This window comes from Bacillus songklensis (genome assembly GCF_042649685.1).
In the GTDB taxonomy this organism is placed as follows: Bacteria; Bacillota; Bacilli; order Bacillales; family Bacillaceae_H; genus Bacillus_BA; species Bacillus_BA songklensis.
This window is the reverse complement of the sequence record NZ_JBHRZT010000052.1, coordinates 12,160-38,555: the sequence shown is the minus strand read 5'-3', so window position 1 is coordinate 38,555 and position 26,396 is coordinate 12,160. Positions and strand designations below refer to the sequence as shown.

Annotated in this window: 21 protein-coding genes; 17 read left to right on the top strand and 4 right to left on the bottom strand. The window is 41.9% G+C overall.

Going from position 1 to position 26,396, the window contains the following annotated elements; translation table 11 throughout:
* Positions 1-915 carry a C40 family peptidase gene (locus ACFOU2_RS11445; RefSeq protein ID WP_377915202.1) on the top strand — a complete coding sequence of 305 codons (915 nt, stop codon included), beginning with the start codon at positions 1-3 and terminating at the stop codon, positions 913-915.
* 179 nt (positions 916-1,094) lie between these two features.
* On the opposite strand, the gene ACFOU2_RS11440 is transcribed toward ACFOU2_RS11445, so the two are convergent.
* Positions 1,095-2,747, bottom strand: a complete 1,653-nt coding sequence (locus ACFOU2_RS11440; protein ID WP_377915200.1) for a PAS domain S-box protein — start codon at positions 2,745-2,747, stop codon at positions 1,095-1,097.
* Between the two features lie 507 nt (positions 2,748-3,254).
* A complete protein-coding gene (locus ACFOU2_RS11435; protein WP_377915198.1) occupies positions 3,255-3,458 on the bottom strand; it encodes a cold-shock protein in 204 nt (67 codons plus the stop codon).
* 477 nt (positions 3,459-3,935) lie between these two features.
* On the opposite strand from ACFOU2_RS11435, the gene ACFOU2_RS11430 reads away from it, so the two are divergent.
* From ACFOU2_RS11430 to ACFOU2_RS11405, 6 genes are all read left to right on the top strand, one after another.
* Positions 3,936-6,113, top strand: coding sequence for a DNA topoisomerase III (locus ACFOU2_RS11430; RefSeq protein ID WP_377915196.1), 2,178 nt, complete (start codon positions 3,936-3,938; stop codon positions 6,111-6,113).
* 297 nt (positions 6,114-6,410) lie between these two features.
* On the top strand, positions 6,411-7,892 hold the full coding sequence (locus ACFOU2_RS11425) for a UDP-N-acetylmuramoyl-L-alanyl-D-glutamate--2,6-diaminopimelate ligase (protein WP_377915194.1): 1,482 nt from the start codon (positions 6,411-6,413) through the stop codon (positions 7,890-7,892).
* Between the two features lie 212 nt (positions 7,893-8,104).
* Positions 8,105-9,094 carry a LacI family DNA-binding transcriptional regulator gene (locus ACFOU2_RS11420; protein WP_377915192.1) on the top strand — a complete coding sequence of 330 codons (990 nt, stop codon included), beginning with the start codon at positions 8,105-8,107 and terminating at the stop codon, positions 9,092-9,094.
* Between the two features lie 139 nt (positions 9,095-9,233).
* Complete coding sequence (locus ACFOU2_RS11415; protein ID WP_377915190.1) at positions 9,234-10,637, top strand: sucrose-specific PTS transporter subunit IIBC; 1,404 nt, start codon at positions 9,234-9,236, stop codon at positions 10,635-10,637.
* 82 nt (positions 10,638-10,719) lie between these two features.
* Positions 10,720-12,174: a glycoside hydrolase family 32 protein gene (locus tag ACFOU2_RS11410; RefSeq protein ID WP_377915188.1), complete on the top strand. Its 1,455-nt coding sequence runs from the start codon at positions 10,720-10,722 to the stop codon at positions 12,172-12,174.
* A 238-nt stretch (positions 12,175-12,412) separates the two neighbouring features.
* The gene (locus tag ACFOU2_RS11405; protein ID WP_377915186.1) at positions 12,413-13,798 is read left to right on the top strand and encodes an amino acid permease; all 1,386 of its coding nucleotides are present in this window, start codon (positions 12,413-12,415) and stop codon (positions 13,796-13,798) included.
* A gap of 21 nt (positions 13,799-13,819) precedes the next feature.
* On the opposite strand, the gene ACFOU2_RS11400 is transcribed toward ACFOU2_RS11405, so the two are convergent.
* Both ACFOU2_RS11400 and ACFOU2_RS11395 read right to left on the bottom strand, forming a co-directional pair.
* Positions 13,820-14,581 carry a YqcI/YcgG family protein gene (locus ACFOU2_RS11400; RefSeq protein WP_377915184.1) on the bottom strand — a complete coding sequence of 254 codons (762 nt, stop codon included), beginning with the start codon at positions 14,579-14,581 and terminating at the stop codon, positions 13,820-13,822.
* A 62-nt stretch (positions 14,582-14,643) separates the two neighbouring features.
* Positions 14,644-15,270: a LysE family transporter gene (locus ACFOU2_RS11395; protein WP_377915182.1), complete on the bottom strand. Its 627-nt coding sequence runs from the start codon at positions 15,268-15,270 to the stop codon at positions 14,644-14,646.
* A gap of 453 nt (positions 15,271-15,723) precedes the next feature.
* On the opposite strand from ACFOU2_RS11395, the gene ACFOU2_RS11390 reads away from it, so the two are divergent.
* From ACFOU2_RS11390 to kamA, 10 genes are all read left to right on the top strand, one after another.
* The gene (locus ACFOU2_RS11390) at positions 15,724-16,053 is read left to right on the top strand and encodes a DUF3870 domain-containing protein (protein WP_377915180.1); all 330 of its coding nucleotides are present in this window, start codon (positions 15,724-15,726) and stop codon (positions 16,051-16,053) included.
* Positions 16,054-16,241: 188 nt separating this feature from the next.
* A complete protein-coding gene (locus tag ACFOU2_RS11385; protein ID WP_377915178.1) occupies positions 16,242-16,898 on the top strand; it encodes a CoA transferase subunit A in 657 nt (218 codons plus the stop codon).
* A 1-nt stretch (position 16,899) separates the two neighbouring features.
* Complete coding sequence (locus tag ACFOU2_RS11380; protein ID WP_377915177.1) at positions 16,900-17,562, top strand: 3-oxoacid CoA-transferase subunit B; 663 nt, start codon at positions 16,900-16,902, stop codon at positions 17,560-17,562.
* A complete protein-coding gene (locus tag ACFOU2_RS11375) occupies positions 17,562-18,752 on the top strand; it encodes a thiolase family protein (protein WP_377915176.1) in 1,191 nt (396 codons plus the stop codon). Before ACFOU2_RS11380 ends, ACFOU2_RS11375 begins: the two co-directional genes overlap by 1 nt.
* Positions 18,740-20,125, top strand: coding sequence for an aspartate aminotransferase family protein (locus ACFOU2_RS11370; RefSeq protein WP_377915174.1), 1,386 nt, complete (start codon positions 18,740-18,742; stop codon positions 20,123-20,125). The genes ACFOU2_RS11375 and ACFOU2_RS11370 overlap by 13 nt, the downstream gene beginning before the upstream one ends.
* Entirely contained in the window at positions 20,109-21,404 is a 1,296-nt protein-coding gene (locus ACFOU2_RS11365) for an aspartate aminotransferase family protein (RefSeq protein WP_377915172.1), read from the top strand. Before ACFOU2_RS11370 ends, ACFOU2_RS11365 begins: the two co-directional genes overlap by 17 nt.
* Before the next feature lie 42 nt (positions 21,405-21,446).
* The gene (locus tag ACFOU2_RS11360) at positions 21,447-22,907 is read left to right on the top strand and encodes an aldehyde dehydrogenase family protein (protein ID WP_377915170.1); all 1,461 of its coding nucleotides are present in this window, start codon (positions 21,447-21,449) and stop codon (positions 22,905-22,907) included.
* 31 nt (positions 22,908-22,938) lie between these two features.
* Positions 22,939-24,459 (top strand): M81 family metallopeptidase, encoded by a 1,521-nt coding sequence (locus ACFOU2_RS11355; RefSeq protein ID WP_377915168.1) that lies wholly within the window; start codon positions 22,939-22,941, stop codon positions 24,457-24,459.
* Positions 24,447-24,926: a GNAT family N-acetyltransferase gene (locus ACFOU2_RS11350; RefSeq protein WP_377915166.1), complete on the top strand. Its 480-nt coding sequence runs from the start codon at positions 24,447-24,449 to the stop codon at positions 24,924-24,926. The genes ACFOU2_RS11355 and ACFOU2_RS11350 overlap by 13 nt, the downstream gene beginning before the upstream one ends.
* Before the next feature lie 60 nt (positions 24,927-24,986).
* Entirely contained in the window at positions 24,987-26,396 is a 1,410-nt protein-coding gene (kamA, locus tag ACFOU2_RS11345) for a lysine 2,3-aminomutase (RefSeq protein ID WP_377915164.1), read from the top strand.

The window sequence follows — 26,396 nt, the reverse complement described above, 5'->3', positions numbered from 1 at the left end:
TTGGAAAACAAAGGGGTTTATTTAGTTGATGCAGCGGTAGCTACCATTTGGACGAATCCGGATTCACCGCGCGGGATTGACCAAGGAGCGGTCTCCAATCCCGTTTTGCTGCGTGAATGGCTTGATTCGTTAACATTTGAGGCACTTTTAGACCTTTGTAACAGCAATCTTGTTCAGTCACAAGCGTTATGCGGCCAGGAAGTGATGGTATTAGAAGAAAAAGGTGACTGGGTACTGGTCGTCGTGCCAGAACAGCCATCTTCCAAAAATTCGCATGGTTATCCAGGGTGGATGCCAAAAGGACAGCTGAAGAAAAAAGAAGAAGATTATACGGGTAATGGAGTCGCTGTTGTTACCAGTCCTACGTCTTTGCTCTATCATGACGATGGGTCAAGTTGGATGGAGCTCAGCTTCCAAACAAGGCTACCATTAGTGGAGGAGTCGGAGGATTGGGTTAAAGTAAAGACTCCTTCCGGCACAGGATTGCTTCGAAAAGATGGTACGGCAGTTTATGCTTCAGTTGTGGAGATTCCAAAAGGAAACGGTCAGCAAATTGTAGAAGCGGGAAAAGCATTTTTAGATTTGCCGTATTTATGGGGAGGCATGAGCGGATTCGGATTTGATTGTTCAGGATTTAGCTATGCGATGTGTAAAGCAAATGGATATATCATTCCGCGTGATGCCCATGACCAGGCAAAAGAAGGGGAGAATGTAGCGCTGGATCAGTTAAAGCCGGGCGACTTATTATTTTTCGCTTATGACGAAGGAAAAGGTGCCATTCATCATGTTGGTATTTATTACGGAAACGGGCAAATGATTCACTCGCCGAAAACGGGAAAAACAATCGAAGTCATCGATCTGAAAGATACAATTTATGAAAGGGAACTTTGTGCCGCACGACGCTATTGGACTTAAACGGGGGAATTCATATGAACGGTTTGAACAATAGATCAAACAAATGGCGGCCGAGGTAGATGACCTTGATGATTATCGTTATCGGAGCAAGCTGCCCATGTTCATTGAAAAAGGGTTGTCCCAAAAGTGTTTGCTTTTTGGACAACCCCTTATTAATTGGATAAAAATGCGCATTTTTGTTATCGGACATTAGAAAAGGTAGTATTTAAAGAAACGGGAAGTACAACTTCCGCAACCGTTCCTCCTTCTACTTCACTATGAAATTGAATGTGGCCTCTATGAGATTCCAAAATCCTATAGCTTACCGTCAGCCCAAGACCTGTCCCTTTTTCCTTTGAAGAATAAAAAGGTTCTCCCAAGTGTTTCATTCGCTCTCTAGAAATCCCGCAGCCGTTATCTTCTACTTTTATTAAAATGTGTTCCTGGTCTTTCATATCTAAAATGACATTTACTTTTTTAGAAGAGGCTTCAATCGAATTTTTTATAAGGTTAATAAATAATTGTTTTAATTGATTAGGCTCACATTCGATGAGAGGCAATCGATGTTTGATTTCCATGGACATTTCAACGCCATAAAGGTTTGCCTGTGATTCTAGCAGTGATACAACAGATGTTAGAATATCTCCCAGGTCAGCTTTTTTGAAAAGGAGCTTCTGAGGTTTAGCTAATACTAAAAATTCACTGACTATTTCGTTAATCCGGTCAAGTTCATCCAACATGACCTTGTAATATATTTGTTTCGTTTGATCATCGTCTTGTATGAGTTGCACAAATCCTTTAAGAGAAGTAAGAGGATTTCGAATTTCATGGGCAAGGCTTGCGGCGAGTTCCCCCACTACAGACAGTTTCTCTGTTTTCTTTAATTTTTCTTCCGTCTCTTTGAGCTGAGTAATATCTTTGGCATATCCGATCACCCCGACAATCTGATCATCAATGACCATTGGAACAGATGTACATGATAAAATAGCTTTCTTTCTGTTTTTGCGCATGATTTCTACTTCTTTGTTATTCCAAGCTTTCCGTGTTTTAATGACTTTACAGAAAACTTTTTTTACTTGCTTTTGATCTTTTTTTGCTACAAACTGCAGGATAGGTTTACCAATGTATTCCTCTCTTGAATGTCCCGTGAGAACTTCAAACTGATGATTCAAATTGGTAATGTTTCCTTTTAAGTCTACCATGTAAACCACTTCTGGGTTATATTCAAACAAAGATTGATAGCGTTGCTGCTTTTCCGATAACTTTCTCTCGATCATAACCCGCTCTGTAATATCCCGTCCTATTACAACAAGTCCTTTGCGGCTCCCGTCTCTTTCGTATAATGGAACCTTAATCGTATCGAACGTTTTTGAGCCGCCTTCAGGCAATGGTATTATTTCTTCGGAGCGGGTAATTTTACGGGCTTTCCATGTTTCTTCATCGGAATTTTCGCAATAGAGCAAAGCCTCTCGATAAAAGTCGGTGTATTCAGCAAGATCCGAATCCTTTTTTCCTCTAAAATCAACATGTTCCAGCTGAAATAGCTTTAGTCCAAAATCATTTGCTTCGATCCACCGGCCTTCACCATCTTTAAAGTTAACGAAATCAACCATGGAGTTGATGAGCGTTTGAAGTTTTTCCTTTTCTTTTTGGACGGTATGAAATTCTTCCCGCTTAATAATCAGGTAGTATATGAAAATACTGGATAAAATTATAAAAATGATCGCTTTTATTTTTTGCCACAATAGAAGATAGTTGAGATTATTGTGCAAATAGAGCAACAGCTCATCAGTAAGAAAAACCCACATAAGGCTGAAAGCGATATAGATGAGCAATATATATTTTTTTGACATAGTTCCCCCTCGTTAAAGTCGATATCCACATTGTTCATTTTACTCGTTTTTATATAAAAAGAAAGACAAAATAAATATATGAATCCACATAAAGAATTGAACATGAGAAAAAACGCTCTCATGTTCAATTCTTTAGACCTTTGTAAGCTCATTCAAGATGAAAAAACAGAAAGGCGCAAATAGAAGAGAGACCGGTGACAAAGGTTAAAAAATTAACGTGGATTTATATAGATTAGTTTTTAGTAGATATTATAACAAGAAAGAAGAAAGAGGGGACTAACAATTTTTTGATGGTTTTTGAAAATATTGCTTCATTTGTTTCAATTGGATGTTGGTTTATTTTATGGATAAGCTTGAAGGGAAGAATAAGCGAAAAATGATTAGAAAGGGCTCCTATCTCAAGGCCATATGACTGAAATTATGTGCTCAAAAAAACTCGGATGCAGTAAAATCCGAGCCTTCTTGCTGGTGTAATGATTCAGTTGAGAAAGCCTAACGCACAGCACATTAAACGGTATGGTTTCTTGGGTTTACTAAATTGTGTAAGAGACGTTCTCCGCTTTTCATTGTATTTCCACATAAAGGACAATTAGGATGATCTTCAAGAGCAAAGTTCTTTCGCATCCATCCCAAACAATTTTCTGCCTGGCATTCCCAAATGGCTACTTGTTCTTTCTCCTCTTCCGGGGCATTTCTTTTATTCCAATACATTAGATCACTCCTCCGACATGAAAAATATCATTTCAATAACCTTTAAAAAAATAAAAAATTCACATATTATCAAGAATCGATAAGGCCCTTCATATCATCCTTATTGGCCTTTGATAATATGTGAATCACATTAACATGTTTTTTATACCAATTAATTCATTATACTTCATAGTAAAAACTTTTTCAAGGTGATTTTCTGTTTTTTGTCATTAAGATAAAAAAGTCAATATAGTTTTTAATAAAGACAAAAATTTACATGTCTGCCCTTCATGGTAGTACAAACACTTCGGACTGATTTCGATGGTATAATAATAATTCAACTATATAAATCCACATAAATCATTTGACGTGAATAAAAAACATCCATGTTAAATTCTTTATGTGGATTATATATCTCAATTAAATGGTTTTTAGTATGAAAATATAGTAATCCCAAGATACAATATTAGGGAGTTTAAATGTGTTAGGAGATTTTTTATGAAGTTAATTATTGCAGAAAAGCCCGATCAGGGTTTGAAACTGGCTTCTCCTTTCTCTTTTAAGAAAAAGGACGGTTATGTGGAGATAGCGCCAAATCACCTTTTCCCCAACGGAGCACTATTGACATGGGCAATTGGTCATCTATGTGAACTGGTGCCTCCTGAAGAATATGATCAAAAATGGAAAAAGTGGTCTTTACAAACTTTACCCATTATCCCTGAACAATTTCAGCATCGTGTAACAAAATCGAAATGGAAACAATTCAAGCTTATTAAAGAGTTGGTCCATCGGAAAGACATAAATGAAATTATCATTGCAGGTGATGCAGAAAGAGAAGGGGAGGCTATTATTAGAATCATTCTTTCCTTATGCAAGAACAACAAAAAAATGAAACGTCTATGGATATCCTCGTTAACGCCAAAGGCGGTTATAAATGGATTTGAAAATTTGTTGGATGAATCCCAGACCAGGAACATTTATTATGAGGCATTGGGGAGAGCATGTGCTGATTGGCTTGTGGGGATGAATGCTTCCCGGGCTTATACACTTTTGCTCCAACAAAAAGGGATTTCAGATGTGTTTTCTACGGGACGTGTACAAACCCCAACCCTTGCTCTCATTGTGAAAAGGGAAAAAGAAATTGAAAACTTTAAATCAGAGCCTTTTTGGGAGGTACTGGCCACCTTTAATATGGACGGAAAAGTATATAAAGGCAAATGGCATAAAGATGGCGAAGCACGCTTAAATGAAGAAAAGATGGCTCAAAAGATCTTCCAGTTTTGTAAAGGAAAAGAGGCAGCCATTGATTCCATTGAGAAAGAGCGCAAAGAGTTTCAGCCGCCGTTTCTTTTCAACTTGTCATCTTTGCAAGCGACGGCGAACAACATGTTTAAGTTTTCACCGCAAAAGACACTTGAGATTGCTCAAAAGCTATATGTTAAAGGGATTATCTCTTATCCTCGTTCCGATTCAAGTTACGTCACTAGAGAAGAAGCAGCGATGTTTCCGGAGATATTACAAAAGCTCAGCCAGCTGGATTCGTTTAAGGGATATTTTCCCGTGCCTTATCCATCGATCATCAATAATAAAAGGTATGTAAATGAAAAGAAGGTAACGGATCACTATGCCATCATTCCGACCGAGCAAGTGACAGATCCGGCTAAAATGTCAGCAGAGGAGCAAAAAATATATACGTTAATTGTTCAAAGGCTAATCGCGGCTCATTATGATAAAGCCATCTTCGACTATACAACCATTCACACATTGGTTGAAGGCAGAGCCACTTTCCTTTCTAAAGGAAAAGAGCAAATACAGGATGGATGGCGGAAAGTCATATATGGTGGTAAGAAAGATCAGGATCCTGAAGAAGATGAACAAGATTTGCCTTCTCTAAAAGAAGGAGAAGAAGGATTTGTTCAGGAGGTTGAGGTAAAGGAAGGCAAAACACAGCCTCCGAAAAGATACACCGAAGGCCAATTGATTACACTAATGAAAACTGCCGGCAAACACCTGGAAGATGGAGAGTTAGTGAAAGTGTTGAACAAAACGGAAGGCTTGGGTACAGAAGCAACACGAGCAGGGATTATTGGTGTATTAAAAGATAGGAAATACATTGAAGTAAAGAAAAATCAAGTGTTCGCAACTAATAAAGGAAAGCTGCTCATTGAATCGATAGGCACAAGCATTTTGGCTTCACCTGAAATGACGGCCAAATGGGAGCAGCGCCTGCATCAAATAGGGGAAGGAAATGCATCTCCCAAAGAATTTATGGAACAAGCAAAAAAGCTGTCGATAAAATTGATTGAAGATGCCAGGAAACAAAGTGAAGCCTGGTCTTTCGATGGTTTTGATCTCAGTGAGTTTAAGAGACAAAAAGCCGGAAGAAAGACAAAAAACATTGGAACAAAAGTTGGGAAATGTAAAAAATGTGATGGTGATGTAGTGGATAAAGGGACCTTCTATGGTTGTTCCAATTATTCTACTACAAAATGTGATTTTACTATTTCCAAAAAGATTTTAGGAAAAACGATTTCGCAAGTTAATATGAAGAAGTTGCTTAAAGGTGGAAAAACGGATTTAATTAAGGGCTTTAAAAAAGGTGAGAAGACTTTTGACGCATTCTTAGAATGGGATGAAAAAGAAAACAAAGTGAGCTTTTCATTCCAAAAAGGATAAACGTTCCTATCATTAACTAAGGAATAAAGGCTAAAAAAGGAGGATGACTCAAAAGGTATGGCCTTTTATACCTTTTGAGTCATCCTCTTTTTTAGCTAATAAGAAAGCATAAAAATCCTTTCTTGACCGCACAAGTGCAACTAGGCGGTTGCCGGCGCCTAAAGACTTGGCCCTAGCCAAGTTTTCTTTATATTCTTTCAGAATTGCGGCAGTAAACCATATTTATTTTCGTATAGATCCGTTCATGTATTCAAAAAATAATGTTGGTATATTATCTCATCGAACAAGGGGATTAACATGGAGTTATACGATGTTCTTCACGGTATAAAAATAAACAATCAAGCTGAAATTCTGAAAAATATAAGCATAGACGGTCTTTCTTTCCATTCAAATAAAGTCCAGAAAAATGAAGTGTTTATAGCTATTAGCGGGGGCAGGCATGATGGACACGATTATATCAAGCAAGCAATAAATCATGGAGCTGCCGCAGTAGTGGGAGAAAAGGAAATAAAAGAAGAACTTCCTGTTCCGTATATCCGGGTACAAGACAGCAGAAAAGCACTTGCTAAAATGGCAGCCAATTATTATAAAAATCCTGCAAAAAAGCATATCATGATCGGGATTACAGGAACAAACGGCAAAACAACGACAGCGTTTATGCTAAAACACTTGATAGAAGAGGCGGGGTATACTTGTGCCATGTTCGGATCAGTGGTAAACGTGATGAATGGCAAAGAATTTCCAGCTGTTCATACAACGCCGGATAGTCTGGAACTGAATCGATTGCTTCATGTAAGCGATGATGATTTCGTGGTGATGGAGGTCTCTTCCCATGCGTTATCACAGGCGAGAGTTGAGGGAATTGAATTTGATTATTGCCTTTTCACCAATTTGGGACATGATCATTTAGATTATCATAAAAGCTTTGAAGAGTACTTCTCTGTCAAAGCGAGCTTATTTAATCAATTGAAATCCGACGGCTTTGCCATTGTAAATATCGATAATCAGTGGGGAGAAAAGCTTCAAGCCATTCTTGAAGAGAAGAAAATTAATACAATTTCCCTCAGCCAATTTGAAGAAGCCGAATGGACTTTCCGTAAGACGTTAAACGGTTTATGCCCGTCGGTTATCTTAAAGAATAGACAAAAGGAAGAGCTTCATTTCCATGTGAAGATGCCTGGAGAGCATAACATATACAATTCCGTAATGGCTTTAATTACAGGAAGAAAAATAGGGATAGCTATAGATAAACTTGTGCTGGGCATATTGAGCTTTAAGGGAGCGCCAGGCCGATTTGAAATGATTGATTATGATGGAATCACCATAGTGATTGACTATGCCCATACTGCGGATGCATTTGAACATTGTCTAAAAGCTGCACATGAATGTGGTGCTAAAAAGGTTTTTCATGTGTTTGGGTTTAGAGGAGGAAGAGATGAAACAAAAAGAGGAGACATGCTTCAAACTTCGGTCGGTTTAGCTGATTGTTGTATTTTAACTCTGGACGATTTAAACAATGTGCCGTTCGATAGTATGGTCTTGACCATGAGCACTCTCAACAAAGAATACGGAAGAGATAAAGGTGAAGTGATTCCGGATCGAACTCTCGCTATTAAGAATGCAATTAAAAGCGCTTCCTGTGGTGATTGGGTTTTCATTACCGGCAAAGGGAACGAATCCTATAAATTTCCGTTTGAAATCGGGACAAGCTCCGATACTGAAACCGTTCTTTTCCTAAGAGAAGGAAAGGAAAAAGACTGGACCGATGCCGTAATATAAAAGGAAAACATTAGACATTAACATAGATTAAATTTTACACATAGAAGATGTGAACTATTTTCTGAATGATCATATATTATTCAGCCAAAAATGTTCATGTCTTTTCTTATTTTTTATAGTAGATGAACTTTCAAATATTGACCATGTATGCGGGATATTCTAAACTTAGGTCATTCCAGTCTCATTTTTATTAGTGTGGGGGAACAATCCAAATGATTACCATTAAAGAAATAGCTAAAATGGCTAATGTATCCAGTACGACCGTTTCGCGTGTTTTGAATAATTCTGGATATGTAAGCGATCCTGTACGTCAGCGTATTTTAAACGTTATTAAAGAAACCGGCTATGTTCCGAGCGAGCATGCAAAGTCGCTTCGTACCAAAAAAACAAAAGTCATTGGCGTCGTACTGCCAAGGATGGGGACAGAAACATCAAGCCGGTTGATTAACGGCATGAGTGAAGAACTTGCGAAACATGAATATCAAATTTTGCTCGCCAACACGAACTTGGAACGGGAAAAGGAAATTGTCTATTTACGCCTTCTAAAGAGCCGGCAGGTGGATGGAATTGTGTTATTGGCTACGAACATCAATGAAGAACTTCTTTCAGAAATCAAACAGTTAAACATTCCATTCGTAGCGGTAGGACAAGACATTCCTGGCGTTTCAACCGTTGTGAACGATGATTATCATGCGGCAAAAGAAATCATTAAACTGTTTGTTGAAAAGGGCCATTCAAAAATCGCTTTCATCGGAGTGGATGAATCGGACCGCTCTGTCGGATATTTGAGAAAACAAGGATACCTTGATGCAATGGAGGATTACAAATTGCCTGTAGAAAAGGAATGGGTGCAAAAAGGGATTTTTAATATCGAATCCGGCTATGAAGCAATGAAAAGGATCATGGAAAAGTCCTTCATAGCACCAACGGCTGTGTTTGCCGTGACAGACCGTTTAGCTGTAGGGGCAATGAGGTATTTAAAAGAGAATGGATACTCCATTCCACAAGAGATGGCTCTTGTGGGCATTGGTGCATCTGAACTTTCGATGTATGTTACACCGTCGCTAACGACCATTGACTTTTTATACGAAAGGGCCGGTAAAGAAGTTGCCTCCTTGATTTTACAGCAAATTTCTGGAAAAGACACGGGACAGAAAAAAATTCAGTTAAATTATAGACTTCTTGTTCGTGATAGTATATGATGAGTGTGTAATCGATTCCACATCCTTTTAAGGAAATGTGGAATCGATTACATATATTTTTTTATTTTGTGAAATCGATTACATGAAATAACTGGAATTCTATTAATCTTTTAAATTGTCATGTCAGGAGTGAAAGAAAATGACGGATAACCGAAAAATTGCACAGGAAATTATTGAAGCGGTTGGAGGCAAAGACAACATTATGTCAGTGGCTCACTGTGCGACTCGTTTAAGAATAATGGTTAAAGACAAAGAAAAAATTGATCAGCCAAAAGTTGAAGATGTGGACAAGGTAAAAGGCGCTTTCTTCAACTCGGGACAATATCAAGTTATTTTAGGAACTGGTACAGTCAACCGCATTTACGAAGAAGTCGAGAAGCTGGGAGTTGAAAGCTCGACGAAAGCGGAACAGGCACAAGAGGCAAAAAAGAGCGGAAATGCGTTTCAACGGGCAATTCGCACATTTGGTGATGTGTTTGTCCCGATTATCCCGGCACTTGTCGCAACCGGATTGTTTATGGGTCTTCGCGGCTTAGTCATGCAAGAGCAAATTCTAGCATTGTTTGGACTAACACCTGCGGATATCTCTGAAAATTTCATCTTGTTCACCCAAGTGCTAACAGATACGGCCTTTATTTTCTTGCCGGCACTTGTTGCGTGGTCCACTTTTAGAGTGTTTGGTGGAACGCCGACGATTGGATTGGTTCTTGGATTGATGCTTGTAAGCCCGGCATTGCCGAATGCATGGGGAGTTGCAGGAGGAGATGTGGAACTGCTTAAATTTTTCGGCTTCATCCCGGTTATCGGTTATCAAGGATCTGTTTTGCCAGCGTTTATTGCTGGAGTAGTCGGGGCTAAGCTGGAGCAGCAAATTCGTAAAAGAGTACCGGAAGCCCTGGATTTAATTGTCACACCGTTTTTAACATTGCTTCTTATGATCACCTTAGCTTTATTCGCCATCGGTCCGATTTTTCATATTGTTGAAGAAGCCATTTTAAATGGAACGGTGGCTGTGTTAAAATGGCCGTTTGGCATTAGCGGTTTGGTGATCGGGTTCTTAAATCAAATGATTGTTGTAACCGGTGTTCATCATGTCTTCAACCTATTAGAGATTCAATTGTTAGAGAAATATGGATACAACCCTTATAACGCTATTATTACATGTTCGGTTGCGGCACAGGGCGGCGCTGCCTTAGCAGTTGGACTTAAAACAAAATCAGCTAAATTAAAAGCGTTAGCGTTGCCGTCTTCTTTTTCGGCACTATTAGGAATTACAGAGCCTGCCATCTTCGGCGTAAACTTACGTTATATGAAACCTTTTATCATGGGATTAATCGGTGGGGGCGCAGGCGGATTCTTTGCTTCGATTTTTGGCCTGAAAGCAACGGGTATGGCCATAACGGTGATTCCGGGTACATTGCTTTACTTAAACGGGCAAATCTTATTATATCTGTTGGTCAATGTCATCGCGATTGCCACAGCTTTCATTCTCACATGGTTGTTCGGTTACTCGGATAAGATGAGAGAAGAGATAAATCAATAAAATGAGTTCAATGGAAACTTCTAATAGCAGGAGCTTTCTCTCAGCTGATAGTTCGTTAATCCAATCAAGGAGTTTAAAGGTAATGAATGAGCGTGAAAAATTATTGATTGATCAAGCATATAAAGAAGTGGAACAATACCGTAATACCGTAGTATCTGATCCTTATCGCCTAACGTATCATATCATGCCCGATGTTGGGCTTTTAAACGATCCGAACGGATTCATTCGGTTTAAAGGCGAGTATCATTTATTTTATCAGTGGAATCCGTTTCAAACGGCGCACGGTGCAAAATTTTGGGGACATTACACGTCAACTGATCTTGTTCATTGGAACCATGAACCGATCGCGCTTGCGCCGAGCGAATGGTATGAAAAAAATGGTTGTTATTCGGGCAGTGCTGTAGAGAAGGATGGCAACATGTTCTTGTTTTATACAGGAAATGTGAAAGATGGATCGGGAAACCGTGAAACATATCAATGCATGGCCATCTCAAAAGACGGGGTGAACTTTGAGAAAAAAGGTCCAGTTATCATGTTGCCGCCCGGTTATACAGCTCATTTTCGCGATCCAAAAGTTTGGAAAGAACATGATAAATGGTACATGATCGTGGGAGCTCAAAGCGAAAACAAAGAGGGAAAAGCAGTGCTGTTTTGCTCAGACAATCTTAGTCACTGGGAACATCTTGGTCCGATTGCAGGGACAAACATGAACGGTCTCGGTGAATTCGGCTATATGTGGGAGTGTCCCGATTTGTTTGCTTTGAATGAAAAGGCTGTATTGATCGTTTCCCCGCAAGGACTGGAGCCTCAAGGAGATATGTATCACAATTTGTTTCAGTCAGGTTATTTTGTGGGTGAAATCGATTATGAGAAGGTTCACTTCAAACATGGGGCGTTCACTGAGTTAGACCGTGGCTTCGATTTCTATGCGCCTCAAACAACACTTGATGAGAAAGGAAGACGGTTGATGTTTGCATGGATGGGGATTACAGATGATCAAGAACCATATCATCCAACCATTCAGCATCGTTGGATTCATGCCATGACATTGCCGCGTGAGCTTGTGTTAAATGGAAGCAAGCTATATCAAAAACCGGTACAGGAACTTCAGAATTTAAGAAGAAATGAAGTGTCACACGAGTGCATCGAGTTAACAAAAAGAGATGTATCGTTTGAAAAGATCGAGGGCCAGTCTATTGAATTAAAAGTCAACACCATGAAGCTGGAAGGGGAAATGTTTGATATTTTGTTCAGAGACAATGCGCGTTTTGTGTATGACCCGGTAAGACAACGTGCGTCTTTTGAACGGAAACGTTTTAATGATAATATGTGGGAAGCAAGACATTGTCAGCTCGATAAATTGGAAAAGCTGCAAGTTTTCATGGATACCTCTTCAATTGAAATCTTTATCAATGATGGGGAAGAAGTGTTTACTTCAAGGATTTATCCTAATGTGAACAACTCATCTATTCGTTTCTCTGTTAAAGGAAAAGCAGCCTTTAATTTGCAAAAGTGGGATTTAAGGAACACTCCTTAAAATGGGACACCTCTTTTTATGTATTAAATGATTTTGCGTGCCTATGAAACAGAGAGTAAAACAGCATGTCCGGTAAGAAAAAGCAGGCTGTCACTCCTCTGGTTGATATTATCATCATCTCCGCGACCTTGATTCGCTTTTATGGACAGCAAGACTCACCGAATCTAACAGAATATTTCATACATAAACATCTCAAGTGTACCCAACAATAAAACGAGATATAAGGAGGGGATTTTGGATGAGCAAAACGAGTTGCACCGGGGGGCAAGAGGAGAACAACTTGAAATGGTGGCAGCTATCCTTGATTGGGGTAGGCTGTATTATAGGGACCGGTTATTTCCTTGGCTCGGGTCTTGCCATCAAAATGACCGGGCCTTCCATTATCATATCATTTATATTGGCTGCTTTTGGCACGTATCTTGTCTTTGATGTGCTTGCCAAAATGACAGCTTCAGATCCGCAGAAGGGATCTTTTTGCGCCTATGCGAAAAATGCTTACGGTCGCTGGGCGGGATTTAGCTGTGGATGGGTATACTGGTGCTCAGAAATCCTCATCATAGGAAGCCAACTGACGGCACTGTCGATTTTTTCCCGCTTTTGGTTTCCGGATATTCCTTTGTGGGTATTTGCCGCCGGATATGCAGTTCTTGGACTGCTTGTCATATTGGCTGGCACAAAAGGATTTGAACGTATTGAAAACTTATTTGCCGTCATAAAAGTTTCAGCTATTTTGATGTTTCTCATCATTGCTGCACTCGCGCTTTTTGGTGTGCTTGACGGAGGGAAACCGGACCTTAAGATTCCGGATGCCGGAGATGAGTTTTTTCCGAAAGGTTTAAAAGGATTTTGGTCTTCTCTTATTTATGCCTTTTATGCATTTGGGGGAATCGAAATCATGGCATTGATGGCGATTAACCTTCAAAGGAAAGAAGATGCTCCAAAATCGGGTAAAGTAATGTTGCTGCTTCTGACTATCATATATGTTTTATCCATCGGATTAGCCGTCACGATGGTTTCGTGGCGTTCTTTTAATGCGGAGGAAAGTCCATTTGTCATTGCCTTAGATAAATATGACCTTCCGTTTTTTCCTCACGTTTTCAATGGTGCACTAATTATAGCGGGTTTTTCAACGATGGCCGCTTCTTTATTCGCCGTTACCAGCTTGCTTGTTACGTTAGCCGAAGGGGGTGACGCTCCTTCCTTTTTCGCTAAAAAAGGGAAGAAAGAAAAAGCAAAGGAGAAGCCGCCCCTGGCTGCTGTAGGACTTACAACGGCCGGGTTGGCTGCATCGGTCATATTGGCATTGCTAATCCCCGGAAAAATTTACGAATATATGACGACAGCAGCAGGACTTATGCTGTTATACAATTGGTTTTTTATTCTCCTGTCTTCAGGACGATTACTGCAATTAACGGGATGGGGTAAAGTCAAACGTATTTTGGGCATGATTCTCATCGCACTTGCTGTCAGCGGCACCTTATGGCAAAAAACAAGCCGGCCCGGATTTTGGATGAGTTTGCTATTTGTCGTCATTATAGGATTGGTAGTTCTTATGATGCGCACTAAGTGGAAAAAAGGGGAAGGCCAAAAGGGGATCCTTGCCATTAAAACCTTAGGGAGGTAAGTTTCTTGAAATTTCCTTATCCTATGGGCAATTGTCCTGATTCGCCTTCCAATAACGTGCAAAAGGACAGGAGGAAGATGATGTGTCATCATCCGTTAAGAAATATTGCTTCCATTCATAGTTGTCCGATTGTCCATACCACTTCAAATCCGAATGAGGCGGCACCTCATCATAGGCCGTCAGACGCTCACGAATGGATTGCTTAACTTTGGAAGCCGTCTTTACGGCCGCACTGAATTCTTCCAGCACCCACCTTGGTGTAATCGCAAGCATAAAGAACGGAAAGCTGCGGCTTTTGCGCATAACATGTCCTGGTGTAGCACAATACACAAAATACTGTTCTTGATGAAAGCAAAACTCCCAGGCATGATGTGCCGGATTCGGTGGAATGTGTGATGGCCATTCTTTTTCATCCAGTTTGCTAGTCCCGTTTAAAAGTGACCAAAACAAACGTTCATAATCTTTAATATTATGGGTCTGAACAAGATCGGCTGGCGTTTTAAAAAATACGATGAGAGAGGCATGTTTGCCTGTCTGCCGCGAACACTCACTATAGGATTTCAATAAAGCGGCTAGATCTTTATGTGTAGCTGATGCCCTTGGATCCCCCAAGAAGGCATATCTAAGATGGTTCAGCATAAAGCCTTGATGGGCAGGTATGCAAGGGAATGGTTTTTCTCTATCCGTCATTTTTGTTGCCAATAAATGAAAAGCGGATTGTTCCCACTCTTCTAAAAGGGCCGAGTTTTCCTGAATACTGTTTTTGTCGTATAGTTGAATCATTATTACTTCCTCCTTCATATTGCATACTATTGAAAGGAGGAAATATAGGTGACTGTCCCATTCTAACTTAACAACACTTGAACGGCTTGAAAGCCGAAATAAACGCCGAAACCGATCAGTGATAGACCCGATAAAACCGAAATCATCGTAAGAAACTTTGAGGTCAATATTCTGCGGAAGGTGCTGGCAACACCCGCCATCGTTACATCCCATAGTAAAATTCCGATGAATATAGCTCCGCTGTATAAAACAAGCTGGCTTGTGCCATAAGACGAAGCGGTTTTTGCTAAAACGGATCCATAGATACCAAGCCAAAAAAGAATAGTCAAAGGATTGGAGATGGACATGAAAAAACCCGATAGAAATGATTTAAAACGGGACTCAGCGCATCTTTTGCCGCTTGTATGGATCTGACCGGCCTTCAATAAAGTTTCGATACCGGTATAAGTTAAAACAAAACAACCAAAGAACCAGAGGAAAGTTTGCATGAACGGCGTATCAAGGAAACGGACGACCCCTAAATAAACGACCATCATATATACAGCGTCTGCGGTGACAGCTCCTAACCCGAATATCCACGCGTGCCAAAAGCCGCTTCGAATCCCTCTATCTAATTGGGCCGCATTAACAGGACCGATGGGAGCGGCCAACGACAGTCCTAAAAATATGTAACTTATGATCATGCTCATGTACACACCTCCCGCTTTTATTTGTCTAACAGAAACTGCTCGTACATTTTATTCACAGAGATTGTTTTGTAAAACCTAAAGTTGACTGTGGTATAAAATCTTAAAGTAAAAAACGAGGGGTGATTTTATTGTCTTTACTCAAGTCAAAAATCAACAATAGGCATCAATAAAAAGCATTGATGGCAAATTATTTACCTTTGTAAGCCTGCTCAAGGTGAGAGAACAGAAAAGCGCAAATAGAAGAAGGCTCGATGACAGAGGCAAAAAACTCAAGTTGGAATATATGGATTTAAGTAATGTTTTTTAATATTGGAAGAGTTTACTTTAAATGTGACATTACGTCAACATTCTAAAAATTTAGAATATTTCGTATTGACATCCATTTTAACGGACCATATAATCGAGTTAGAAATGGAAAAAGTCAGTTAGTTTTTGAGGGGAGGTTTAAGGGGCATGCAAACACTGGATACAGTGATTGTTACAGGATATGCAAAGGCTCCTCAGGGAACTTCCATGTATGAAATGTATAAGCATGCAGGAATTGTACTAGAGGTGGATCTTAAAGAACATAAAATAGTGGGTGCTGAGTTCACATTCGTAACGGAATTAACGAAAAATTATTTTCAAAAACTGCTGATTGGTTATTGTCTCGAAGATGGGGTAGAGCCGCTTATCGAAAGAATCCAAAACTATTATTTTGCTCCATCCCAGCAAGCGATCATTGTGGCTCTCCAAGCTGCAATTCAACGTTACTGGGATAATGTAAAGCAAAAGAATACATAACGTTTGGTTATAATAAAGTGGGAAGATGACCTCTTCCCATGGTCTTATTAAAACCGGGCAGACATAAACACTTTGTAGAGAATGTTGTTTAAGAGGACATTCTTTATGAGGAATTTGTGTCTTGCCCGGTTTTTTATATACCTGACGTTTTTATCCATAATAACGGATGGAGAGGAAGGGAATGGAAAATGAGCAAGTTGATTACATGCGAAGAAGCTGTAAAGATGATCAAAAGCGGCTCGCGAATTATGGTGGGGGGGTTCGGGCTCGTTGGATGCCCGGTCGGTTTGGTTGCAGCATTGGCTCAAACAGGTGTAAAAGATTTAGAGATTATTAGTAACAACCTTGGTGGGCCTGGAAGAGGGCTTGGGGTGCTGGTTCGACAAAACCAAGTAAAAAAAGTGATTGGTTCGTATTTTACGTCCAACCCGGAAGTGGTGAAAGCGTACCAAGAAAAAGTGTTGGAAGTGGAACTTCTTCCGCAAGGTACCATGTCGGAAGCGATCCGTGCCGGGGGTGCCGGACTGGGAGGATTTTATACGCCTGTCGGTGTAGGGACAAAGATTGCAGAAAAAAAAGAAGAACGAATGCTTAATGGGAAAAAATATGTACTTCAAGAACCATTAAAAGCAAACTTTGCTTTAATCAAAGCGAAAAAAGCGGATAAATTAGGAAACCTCCTCTATAGTAAATCGGCAAGAAACTTTAATCCGATGATGGCGACAGCAGCGGATGTGGTCATTGCGGAGGTGGATGAGGTGGTGGAGGTAGGCGGCATTTCTCCTGAAGAAATCGTGACTCCTCATTTATATGTTGATTATATCGTTTTGAAAGGAGGGAACTAGCATGAATACAAAAGAATATATTGCGGCAAGAGCGGCGAAGGAGTTAAAAAACGGAGATATCGTGAATTTAGGAATTGGCATCCCTACATTGGTAGCCGATTATATTCCAGCCGATGTCCAAGTGTTTTTACACTCTGAGAACGGCATTCTTGGTGTAGGGCCAACACCTGATGACGAGAACATCGATCAAGATCTTGTGAATGCCGGAAAATTACCTGTTACCGTTTTAGAAGGCGCTTCCTTTTTTGATAGTGCCTCCTCTTTTGCGATGATTCGCGGAGGGCATGTAAGTGTCTCGATACTAGGTGTTTTACAAATTGATGCGAAAGGCCGGATCGCCAACTGGGCAGTCCCGGGGAAAAGCGTTCTTGGGGTAGGCGGAGCAATGGATTTATTGGAAGGATCCAAAAAAGTCATCGTTACAACGATGCACACAACCAATCAGGGGGCTTCCAAAATCGTCAAGGATTTATCATACCCAATTACTTCAGAGCGGAACGTGGATTTAATCATTACAGATTTGGCGGTATTTGAAGTGAGAAAAGATGGACTTCATCTTATCGAATTGGCACCCGGAGTTTCCTTAGAGGAAGTTCAAAAGAAAACGGATGCTCCATTTCATGTCGATGAATCATTAAAACAAGACAATGAGGTGACTGCCTAATGGTCGTAGTTGTTAATGCGTATCGGACTCCGATTGGGAAGTTTGGCGGATCACTGGCAGAAACGCTTCCGGAAGACCTCATCACACTTGTGATGAAAAATAACCTTTCCTCATCGGGCTATGGTGCCCGAATTGTTGATGAAGTCATCGTGGGTCAGACAAAACAAAGCGCCCATGCGCCGAATATTGCAAGAGTAGCTTCTTTAAAGGCCCATTTTCCGGAGTCGATTCCGGCATATACGGTTCATCGGCAGTGCGGCTCAGGGATGCAGGCCGTCATTAACGGCACGATGGCCATTTTAACAGGCCAGGCGGATGCCATACTGGCCGGCGGAGTGGAGAGTATGTCGCAGGCACCGCATTATACAGTCGGTACTCGATTCGGTTTAAAAATGGGAGATATGACACTGTATGATTCCAATACGGAAAGTCAGCCGAAATCACAGCCGGAAGAGATGTATGGTCATTTTACGATGGGGCAAACTGCCGAGTGGCTTGCTAAAAAATATAATATTACGCGCATCGAACAAGATGAATTTGCTTTCCAAAGTCAGACGAAAGCGAAACGGGCGATTGAACTTGGGCTATTTGAGGATGAAATCATTCCTGTTCCCGTGAAGGAAGGAAAAAAGGGAATTAGGCATTTTGCAGTAGATGAACATCCTAGATTGACAGAGCTTGAAAAACTCGCTGCTCTTCGTCCTGTTTTTCAAAAAGATGGAACAGTAACGGCAGGAAACTCTTCCGGCCGAAACGATGGAGCGGCCATGCTGCTGTTAATGTCAGAGGAAAAAGCGAAACAGCTTGGATTGGTGCCGATGGCAAAAATTCGTTCATTTGCTGCAACCGGTGTATCACCACGGGAAATGGGAATCGGACCGGTACCGGCGTCTGAAATCGCGTTGAAAAAAGCTGGCCTTCGTTTAGAGGACATTGATTTGATTGAGTTAAATGAAGCATTCGCGGCGCAAAGCCTTGCTTGTTTAAGAGAATGGGATGTTAAAGGCGACAATGTGAATATAAATGGAGGAGCAATCGCTTTAGGTCATCCGCTTGGTTGCTCGGGGGCTAGAATATTGGTCACGTTGGTACATGAACTTGAAAAACAAAAACGAAATTATGGCCTTGCTGCAATTTGCGTAGCGGGAGGATTAGGAATGGCGATGGTGGTGGAACGATGGACGGAATAAAAAAAGATTATGTATTTCATCGCGATTTAAAGAAAGAGTATCCGATCATCACACATGGGGAAGGGGTCTACCTCATCGATGAGGATGGAAAAAAATATATGGATGCTTGTTCCGGAGCGGTTGCTGCTAACTTAGGCCACGGTCTTGCCGAGATTGCTGATGCCATGGCAGAACAAGCGAAAAAAGCTGCTTTCGTTCATACAATGCGCTTCGAGACGAAAGCCTTGCACGAGCTGGCAGAGAAAATCGGAAAAATGGCTCCTGATCCATTAAACAAAGTGTATTTTACAACAGGGGGTTCAGAAGCGAATGAGAGTGCGCTGAAACTTGCAAGACAATACCATAGGGATGCGGGAAGACCGCAAAAGCATATGGTGATCGGCCGCTGGCAATCCTATCACGGCAACACAATCGGTTCTTTATCGGCGGGAGGAGATGTCAAAAGAAGGCATTTGTATACGCCAAATCTCTTAAACTATGCCCATGTCTATTCACCTTATTGTCACAGATGTCCATATCACCGTCAAAAGGAAGATTGCCTTGCTAAACAAAACTGGACGTGTGTCACGGATATCGAAAGAGTCATTTTAGAGCTTGGACCAGAGAATGTATCGGCATTTATAGCCGAGCCGATCGTTGGAAGCCAGCAGGGAGCTGTTCCGCCGCCTCCGGGATATTTTGAGAAGATGCGGGAATTGTGCGATCGCTACGACATTGTCTTGATCATGGATGAAGTAATGACGGGATTCGGTCGTACCGGTACACACTTCGCCACAGAACAAATTGGAATTGATCCTGATATTATCACGTTCGGAAAAGGGGTCTCTGCAGGCTATGCCCCGCTTGCCGGAATGATCGTCCATGATCATTTAATTGAAGGGCTGCTTCAAAACAGTGACGGTAAATTCATTCACGGATACACATACAGCGGTCACCCTGTTGCAGTGGCAGCCGGTCTTGCCGCTTTGGAAGTATATGAACGTGATTCGGTGCTGAAAAATGTCAGAGAACAAGGATCTTATCTCGTCGAACGTCTTTTAGAACTAAAAACGAAACATTCTTTTATATCGGATATACGAGGCAGAGGGTTGTTAATTGGAATTGAACTTGTAAAGGATCATGAAAAGGATATGTTGTTCCATCCTTCCGAGAAAGCAGCCGAAACATTGAACCAAATTGCAATGGAGCTCGGCGCGGTCTTTTATCCGGGCAGCGGTTCCATTGACGGAAATAAAGGGGAGCACTTGATCATCAGTCCGCCGTTAAATGTTACTAAAGCGGAAGTCGATGAGATTGTGAGAATACTAGATAAAGCATTGACGATGTTTAAAGGTCAATTAAGAAAGGATGAGACACATGAAATTACAAAATAAAACAGAAGAAATTCAAGAGAAGGCAAGAAAACATTTATCACCGGTCATGACAAGGGTGACAGAACTTGTGATTGAAAAGGCCCACGGCGCAAAGTTCTGGACGGCGGACGGCAAGGAGTACATCGATTTTGTTTCGGGCGTTGCCGTGAATGCGGTCGGCCATACGCACGAGAAAATGGTAGAAGCGATTAAAAAGCAGGCAGAGTCATTGATCCATCTTGGATTAAATTACGGATATTATGAATCCGCAGCGAATTTGGCCGAAAAGCTTGCTCGCATTACACCTGGTAATCTGGATGTGGTATTTTTTTCTAACTCTGGAGCTGAAGCCATTGATGGAGCACTTAAATTGGCAAGGGCGGCAACAGGCAGACCTGCCATCATTGCATTTGAAGGTTCGTTCCATGGCCGTACGCTAGGGGCGACAGCCATCACAGCATCAAGCTCGAAATACCGCCGTTACTATGAGCCGATTTTAGGTGAGGTACATCATGTGCCATATCCGTACCCGAGCCAATTGAAACATATTAAAGAAGATGAAGTCGAAGAGTATTGCTTGAATCAGCTCCAAAAATTGTTTGATTTGCGAGTGGACCCATCCCGTGTTGCAGCCATTATCATTGAGCCGGTAATGGGTGAAGGCGGCTATTATCCGGCACCGCCGAGCTTCCTGCAGGCATTAAGAAAAATTACGGAAGAGCATGGCATTTTACTCATTTTTGATGAAGTGCAAACTGGTTTTGGCCGTACAGGTAAAATGTTTGCGGCAGAGCATGCGAACGTGACTCCTGATATTTTGGTGCTGGCAAAAGCTCTTTCCGGGGGCATGCCGCTTGGTGCGATTGTGGCAAATCTCAGCTTGCATGAAAAATGGCCGACAGGGGGGCACGGCTCAACGTTTGGAGGAAACCCGGTTTCTTGTGCTGCAGCATTAGCGAACATTGAAGTCATTGAAGAGGAAAAGTTGGTAGAGCGCAGTGCAAAACTTGGAGCGGAGATTGTAGAACGTCTTCAAAAATCGGTAGCGCACTTACCGGGCATTGTTGAGGTTCGAGGAGTAGGCATGATGATCGGGATTGAATTCGACCACCAATCTGCTGCATCTCTTGTACCGAAAATCAAAGAAAAAGCGCTGGGAAATGGCCTCTTAATTATGAACTGCGGTGTAAGCGGCCAAACGATTCGATTAATGCTTCCGCTCAATATTCAAGAAGATGTGTTAAATGAAGGGTTAGCCATTTTAGAAGATGTGATGGTCGAAACAATCTCAGGAAACTAATTGCCGTTTCTCCCAAATATAACGGAAAGGAAGGTCGCATTAATGTCTAATCAAGTGAAAACAGATGTGCTTCAAGCAGATCTTTATATTAATGGAAAATGGGTAAGTGAACCTGATCAGTCATACTTTGAAAGCTTAAATCCCGCTACAGGGGAACTTGTCGGAACATGTGCCATCGCGACGGCTGAACAAGTAAATGAGGCAGTATCTAAAGCGAACAAATCCTACACCGCGTGGAGAAATACGCCGATTCCAGAACGCGCTGCCTATTTATTGAAGGCTGCTGAAGTGGTTGAAAAGCGAAAAGAAGAACTGGCTCGGGTAATGACAAAGGAGATGGGCAAAGTCCTGGCGGAGTCACTGGGAGAAGTCGGTGTAGTCAGCGCGACAGCCCAGTATATGGCAGGAGAGGGACGGCGCCTCTTCGGGGAAACGGTTCCTGCTGGCTTCTTGAACCGCAATATCACGATGGTGCGCGAGCCGCTTGGAGTCGTCGCATGCATCACGCCTTGGAATTTCCCGGTTGCCCTGGCTTCTTACAAAATCTTTTCAGCGTTAATCGCCGGAAATACCGTCGTATGGAAACCGGCTTCAGAAGTGGCATTATCAGCGAAAATATTTGTGGAAGTATTAGATGAAATCGGGCTGCCTCCAGGAGTGGTGAACTTAATCACCGGTTCAGGAAAGACGGTCGGCCAGACGCTTGCTGAACATCCTGATGTCAAGGTGATTTCGTTTACGGGTTCGACAGAGGTAGGACAAAAACTTGCGGAAATGAGCAACAAAACGCTGAAACGCATTTCGCTGGAACTGGGCGGAAAAAACGCGGTCATCGTGCTAAAAGATGCCGATTTAGACAAAGCGGCAGATGGAATCGTCAAATCCGCATTCACGACCACAGGGCAGCGCTGTACAGCGGCAAGTCGTGTGATCGTCGAACGCTCCGTTAAAGACCGTCTCGTTCAAAAAGTGGTTGAGCTCACTCAATCATTGAAAATCGGAAACGGATTGGAAGAAGGGAGCCAGGTGGGACCTCTTGTGAACGAAGACCAGCTTCATGCAGTGGAAAAATATGTAGAAACAGCAATGAAGGAAGGCGGAAAGATTGTATCGGGCGGTAAACTTGTAGAGGAATTGGGAGGAAATTATTACGAACCGACCATTATCGAGAACGTGAAGCCGAATGATACGATCGCGCAAGAAGAAATATTTGGACCAGTTCTAGCCATTATGGAAGTTGATTCATATGAAGAAGCGATGGAAGTCAACAATGGAACGATTTACGGATTGTCCACTTCCATTTATACAGAAAGTCTACACTATGCAAACCGGGCTGCAAAAGAAGCGGTCAGCGGTCTTGTGTATATCAATAACGGAACATCCAATGCCGAGATGGGAGTGGCATTTGGCGGAATGAAAATGTCCGGAAACGGCCACCGTGAAGTTTCCTACCATGCCTTTGATGTCATGACGGAGTGGAAATCCATCTACATGAATTATTAAAAACCGGTTTCTGGCATAAAGGAGGGATAAGATGAGGAAATACCGTATCGGGATTGCGTTCTTTTATCATGAATCACACAGCTTCAGTCCGATGAAAACGGAAATCGAGCATTTTTGGAACGAAGGCTATTTCAAAGGTGATGAAATTTACGATGCTTATACAGGGACCAAAACGGAAGTTGGCGGTTTCTTAGATGTACTAAAAAAAGAAGGAGATGTGGAAGTTGTCCCGTTGCTGTGTGCAGCTGCCATTCCGTCGGGAGTAGTATCAACGGAAGCTTATTCCATTATAGAAGAACAAATGCTGGAGTCCATCCGGCAAGCGGGGAAACTGGATGGTTTGTTGCTTGCATTGCATGGGGCCATGGTGGCAGAACACCTCTTTGACCCGGAAGAGCATCTATTGGGGAATATTCGAACCCTTATCGGTTCGGATGTTCCGATTGCGACGACATTGGATATGCACGCGAATTTAAGCGGAAAAATGATCCGCTACACACCTCTTCACTTTGGATTCAAAACATATCCGCATGTCGATATGTATGAACAAGGAGTAAACGCAGCTGTTGCACTACTGAAACGGCTGAAAGACGGATTAACCTTTTATGCGTCCTTTGAGAAGCTGCCAATGATGCCGCCTTCCATCAATATGCGAACGGCGGAAGGGCCGATGCACAAAATGATCGAGCGGGCAAAGCAAGCTGAACAAGAAGAAGGGATTTACAATGTGTCTGTGTTCGGAGGCTTTCCTTACTCGGACATCCCGATGGTTGGAGCGAGCGTGCTTGTAGTTGCGTTAGATAAGGAAAAGGGAGAAGAGACGGCCCGTAAGATGGCTTCCCTGTTTTGGAGTGTAAGAGAAGAATTTATCATGGACTTACCTGATGTAAAAGAAGGATTGGATCTTGCCTTATCGCTTGAAGACACAAAGCCGATCGTGCTCGCCGACATTTCCGATAATCCTTTAAGCTGCGGGAGCGGAGATACGACGGAATTATTACGGGAGATGGTAAAGGCGAACATTCCGAATACATTATTTGGAGGGTTGTATGATCCGGAATCCATCGAAGCGTGCCGGCAGGCGGGAGTCGGGAACAAGATAACCTTGTCTCTTGGCGGAAAGGTATCGCCTGAGTTCGGAGGACCTGTCCATACGGAAGCGACAATCATGGCTTTATCAGACGGCGTGTTTTACAACTCAGGACCGTTTAATCAAAACTTAAGAGTCGATTTAAAAGGAGCGGCACACATTCGGATAGGCGAGATGGATGTTCTCCTGATTGGAAGACCAATGTCAGCCAATGATCCGGAGATGTTCCGGCATATCGGTCTTGAACCTTCTGCAAAACGGATTTTAGGGTTGAAGGCGAAAAATCACTTCCGGGCTGCCTTTGATCCGCTTGTAGGACGCATCATCTACATTGACGCGCCTGGTATCGCCTCCAACCGTTTATCTATTTTTAATTACCGCCACATTCCAAAGCCAATTTGGCCGTTGGATAACGTTGAATATAAGGTCGAACAGAAGGGGACAGAGATATGGAAACAGTAGAGAAACCTTATTATGTGGAAGTGCCTGCTTCACTCAATCCGGAACAACAAAAGATGATGATGGAACTTGAGAAGGACGCGTTCCCGGGAGTGGGAGCGATTGATGAACAAACGCTTGTTCCGCTGGCGCGCTATGGGAAGATTATCCAATATCGGCAGGAGAATGACCCAAGGCCGATCGCTGTTTGTGAAGTGATGAGAGATTATCATGATATCCATAAAGCTTATATTTTCGGATATTATGTCCGCTCAGACCAGCAGGGCAAGGGAATTGGAAAGCTATTTTTCAATGAAATCTTCCCCATTTTAAAGAAGGATGGGTTCAAGAAAGCATGCCTGACCGTAAGCATGAAAAATACGGCAGCGGTCAAGGTATATGAAAAAGTGGGATTTGAAGTAAAAGAGACGAGATTGAATGAATTTGGAGCCGGGGAAGATCGCTATTATATGGAGTGTATCATCTCTTAGACGGAAAAGAGACAGATAGAAAACAGAGAGATAAAACCATTATATCGTGGAGGGATTAAGATGCTAAACACTTTATACAAACCGAAAAGACATTGGAAAGAAATCGATCTTTGGAAAGATGTGACGGATGAGCAGTGGAACGATTGGATTTGGCAATTAACAAATACGATCAAAACGTTGGAAGATTTAAAGAAAGTCGTCAATCTAACACCAGAAGAAGAGGAAGGGGTTAAGATTTCAACAAAGACCATTCCTTTGAATATCACGCCGTATTATGCATGGTTAATGGATGTAGACGATCCGAGATGTCCGATTCGCATGCAGTCCGTTCCGATTTCACAGGAATTGCATAAAACAAGATATGATTTAGAAGATCCGCTTCATGAAGATGAAGATTCTCCGGTGCCTGGTTTAACGCATCGCTATCCAGACCGCGTCTTGTTCTTAGTCACAAACCAATGCTCCATGTACTGCCGTTATTGTACGAGAAGACGTTTCTCCGGACAAATCGGAATGGGTGTACCGAAGAAGCAATTAGATACGGCGATCAACTACATCGCTTCCCATCCGGAAATTCGTGACGTCTTAATTTCGGGTGGTGACGGCCTGCTAATCAACGATAATATTTTAGAATACATCTTAAAGAACTTACGTGAAATCTCGCATGTGGAAATTATACGTATTGGCACGAGAGCGCCTGTTGTATTCCCGCAGCGTATCACGGAAAATCTATGTAACATTTTGAAAAAGTACCATCCAGTTTGGTTAAATACGCATTTCAATACATCAATCGAGATTACGGAAGAATCAAAACGTGCGTGTGAAATGCTTGTAAACGCAGGCGTGCCGGTCGGTAACCAGGCTGTTATTTTAGCGGGTATTAACGACAGTGTGCCAATCATGAAGCAGCTTATGCATGATCTTGTAAAAATTCGTGTTCGTCCATACTATATTTACCAATGTGACTTATCAGAAGGAATCGGCCATTTCCGTGCACCGATTGCCAAAGGGTTGGAAATCATGGAAGGGCTGCGCGGCCATACATCTGGTTATGCGGTGCCGACATTTATCGTCGATGCGCCGGGAGGAGGCGGTAAAATTCCTCTGCAGCCAAACTATATTATCTCTCAAAGTGCTAACAAGGTGGTGTTGCGTAATTTTGAAGGTGTTATCACGTCTTATCCAGAGCCGCAAAATTATCAACCAGGCAGCGCAGAGGACTACTACAAAAAGGTTTATCCAGAAGTATTTGAAAAATTTGAAAGCAACGGCGTTCTATCCATCATTGATGATACGAAATTTAACCTTACACCAGAAGGCTTGAAACGGTTAAACCGACGTAAAACATATCAAGAAAATCCTGAACATAGCTCTTTAAAAGATAAACGTGACAAACGCGACGAGTTAAAAGAGAAGAAATTCCAGTCTCAAATGACGAAGTATGAGACAGCGGGAGCGAAGGAGGAATGA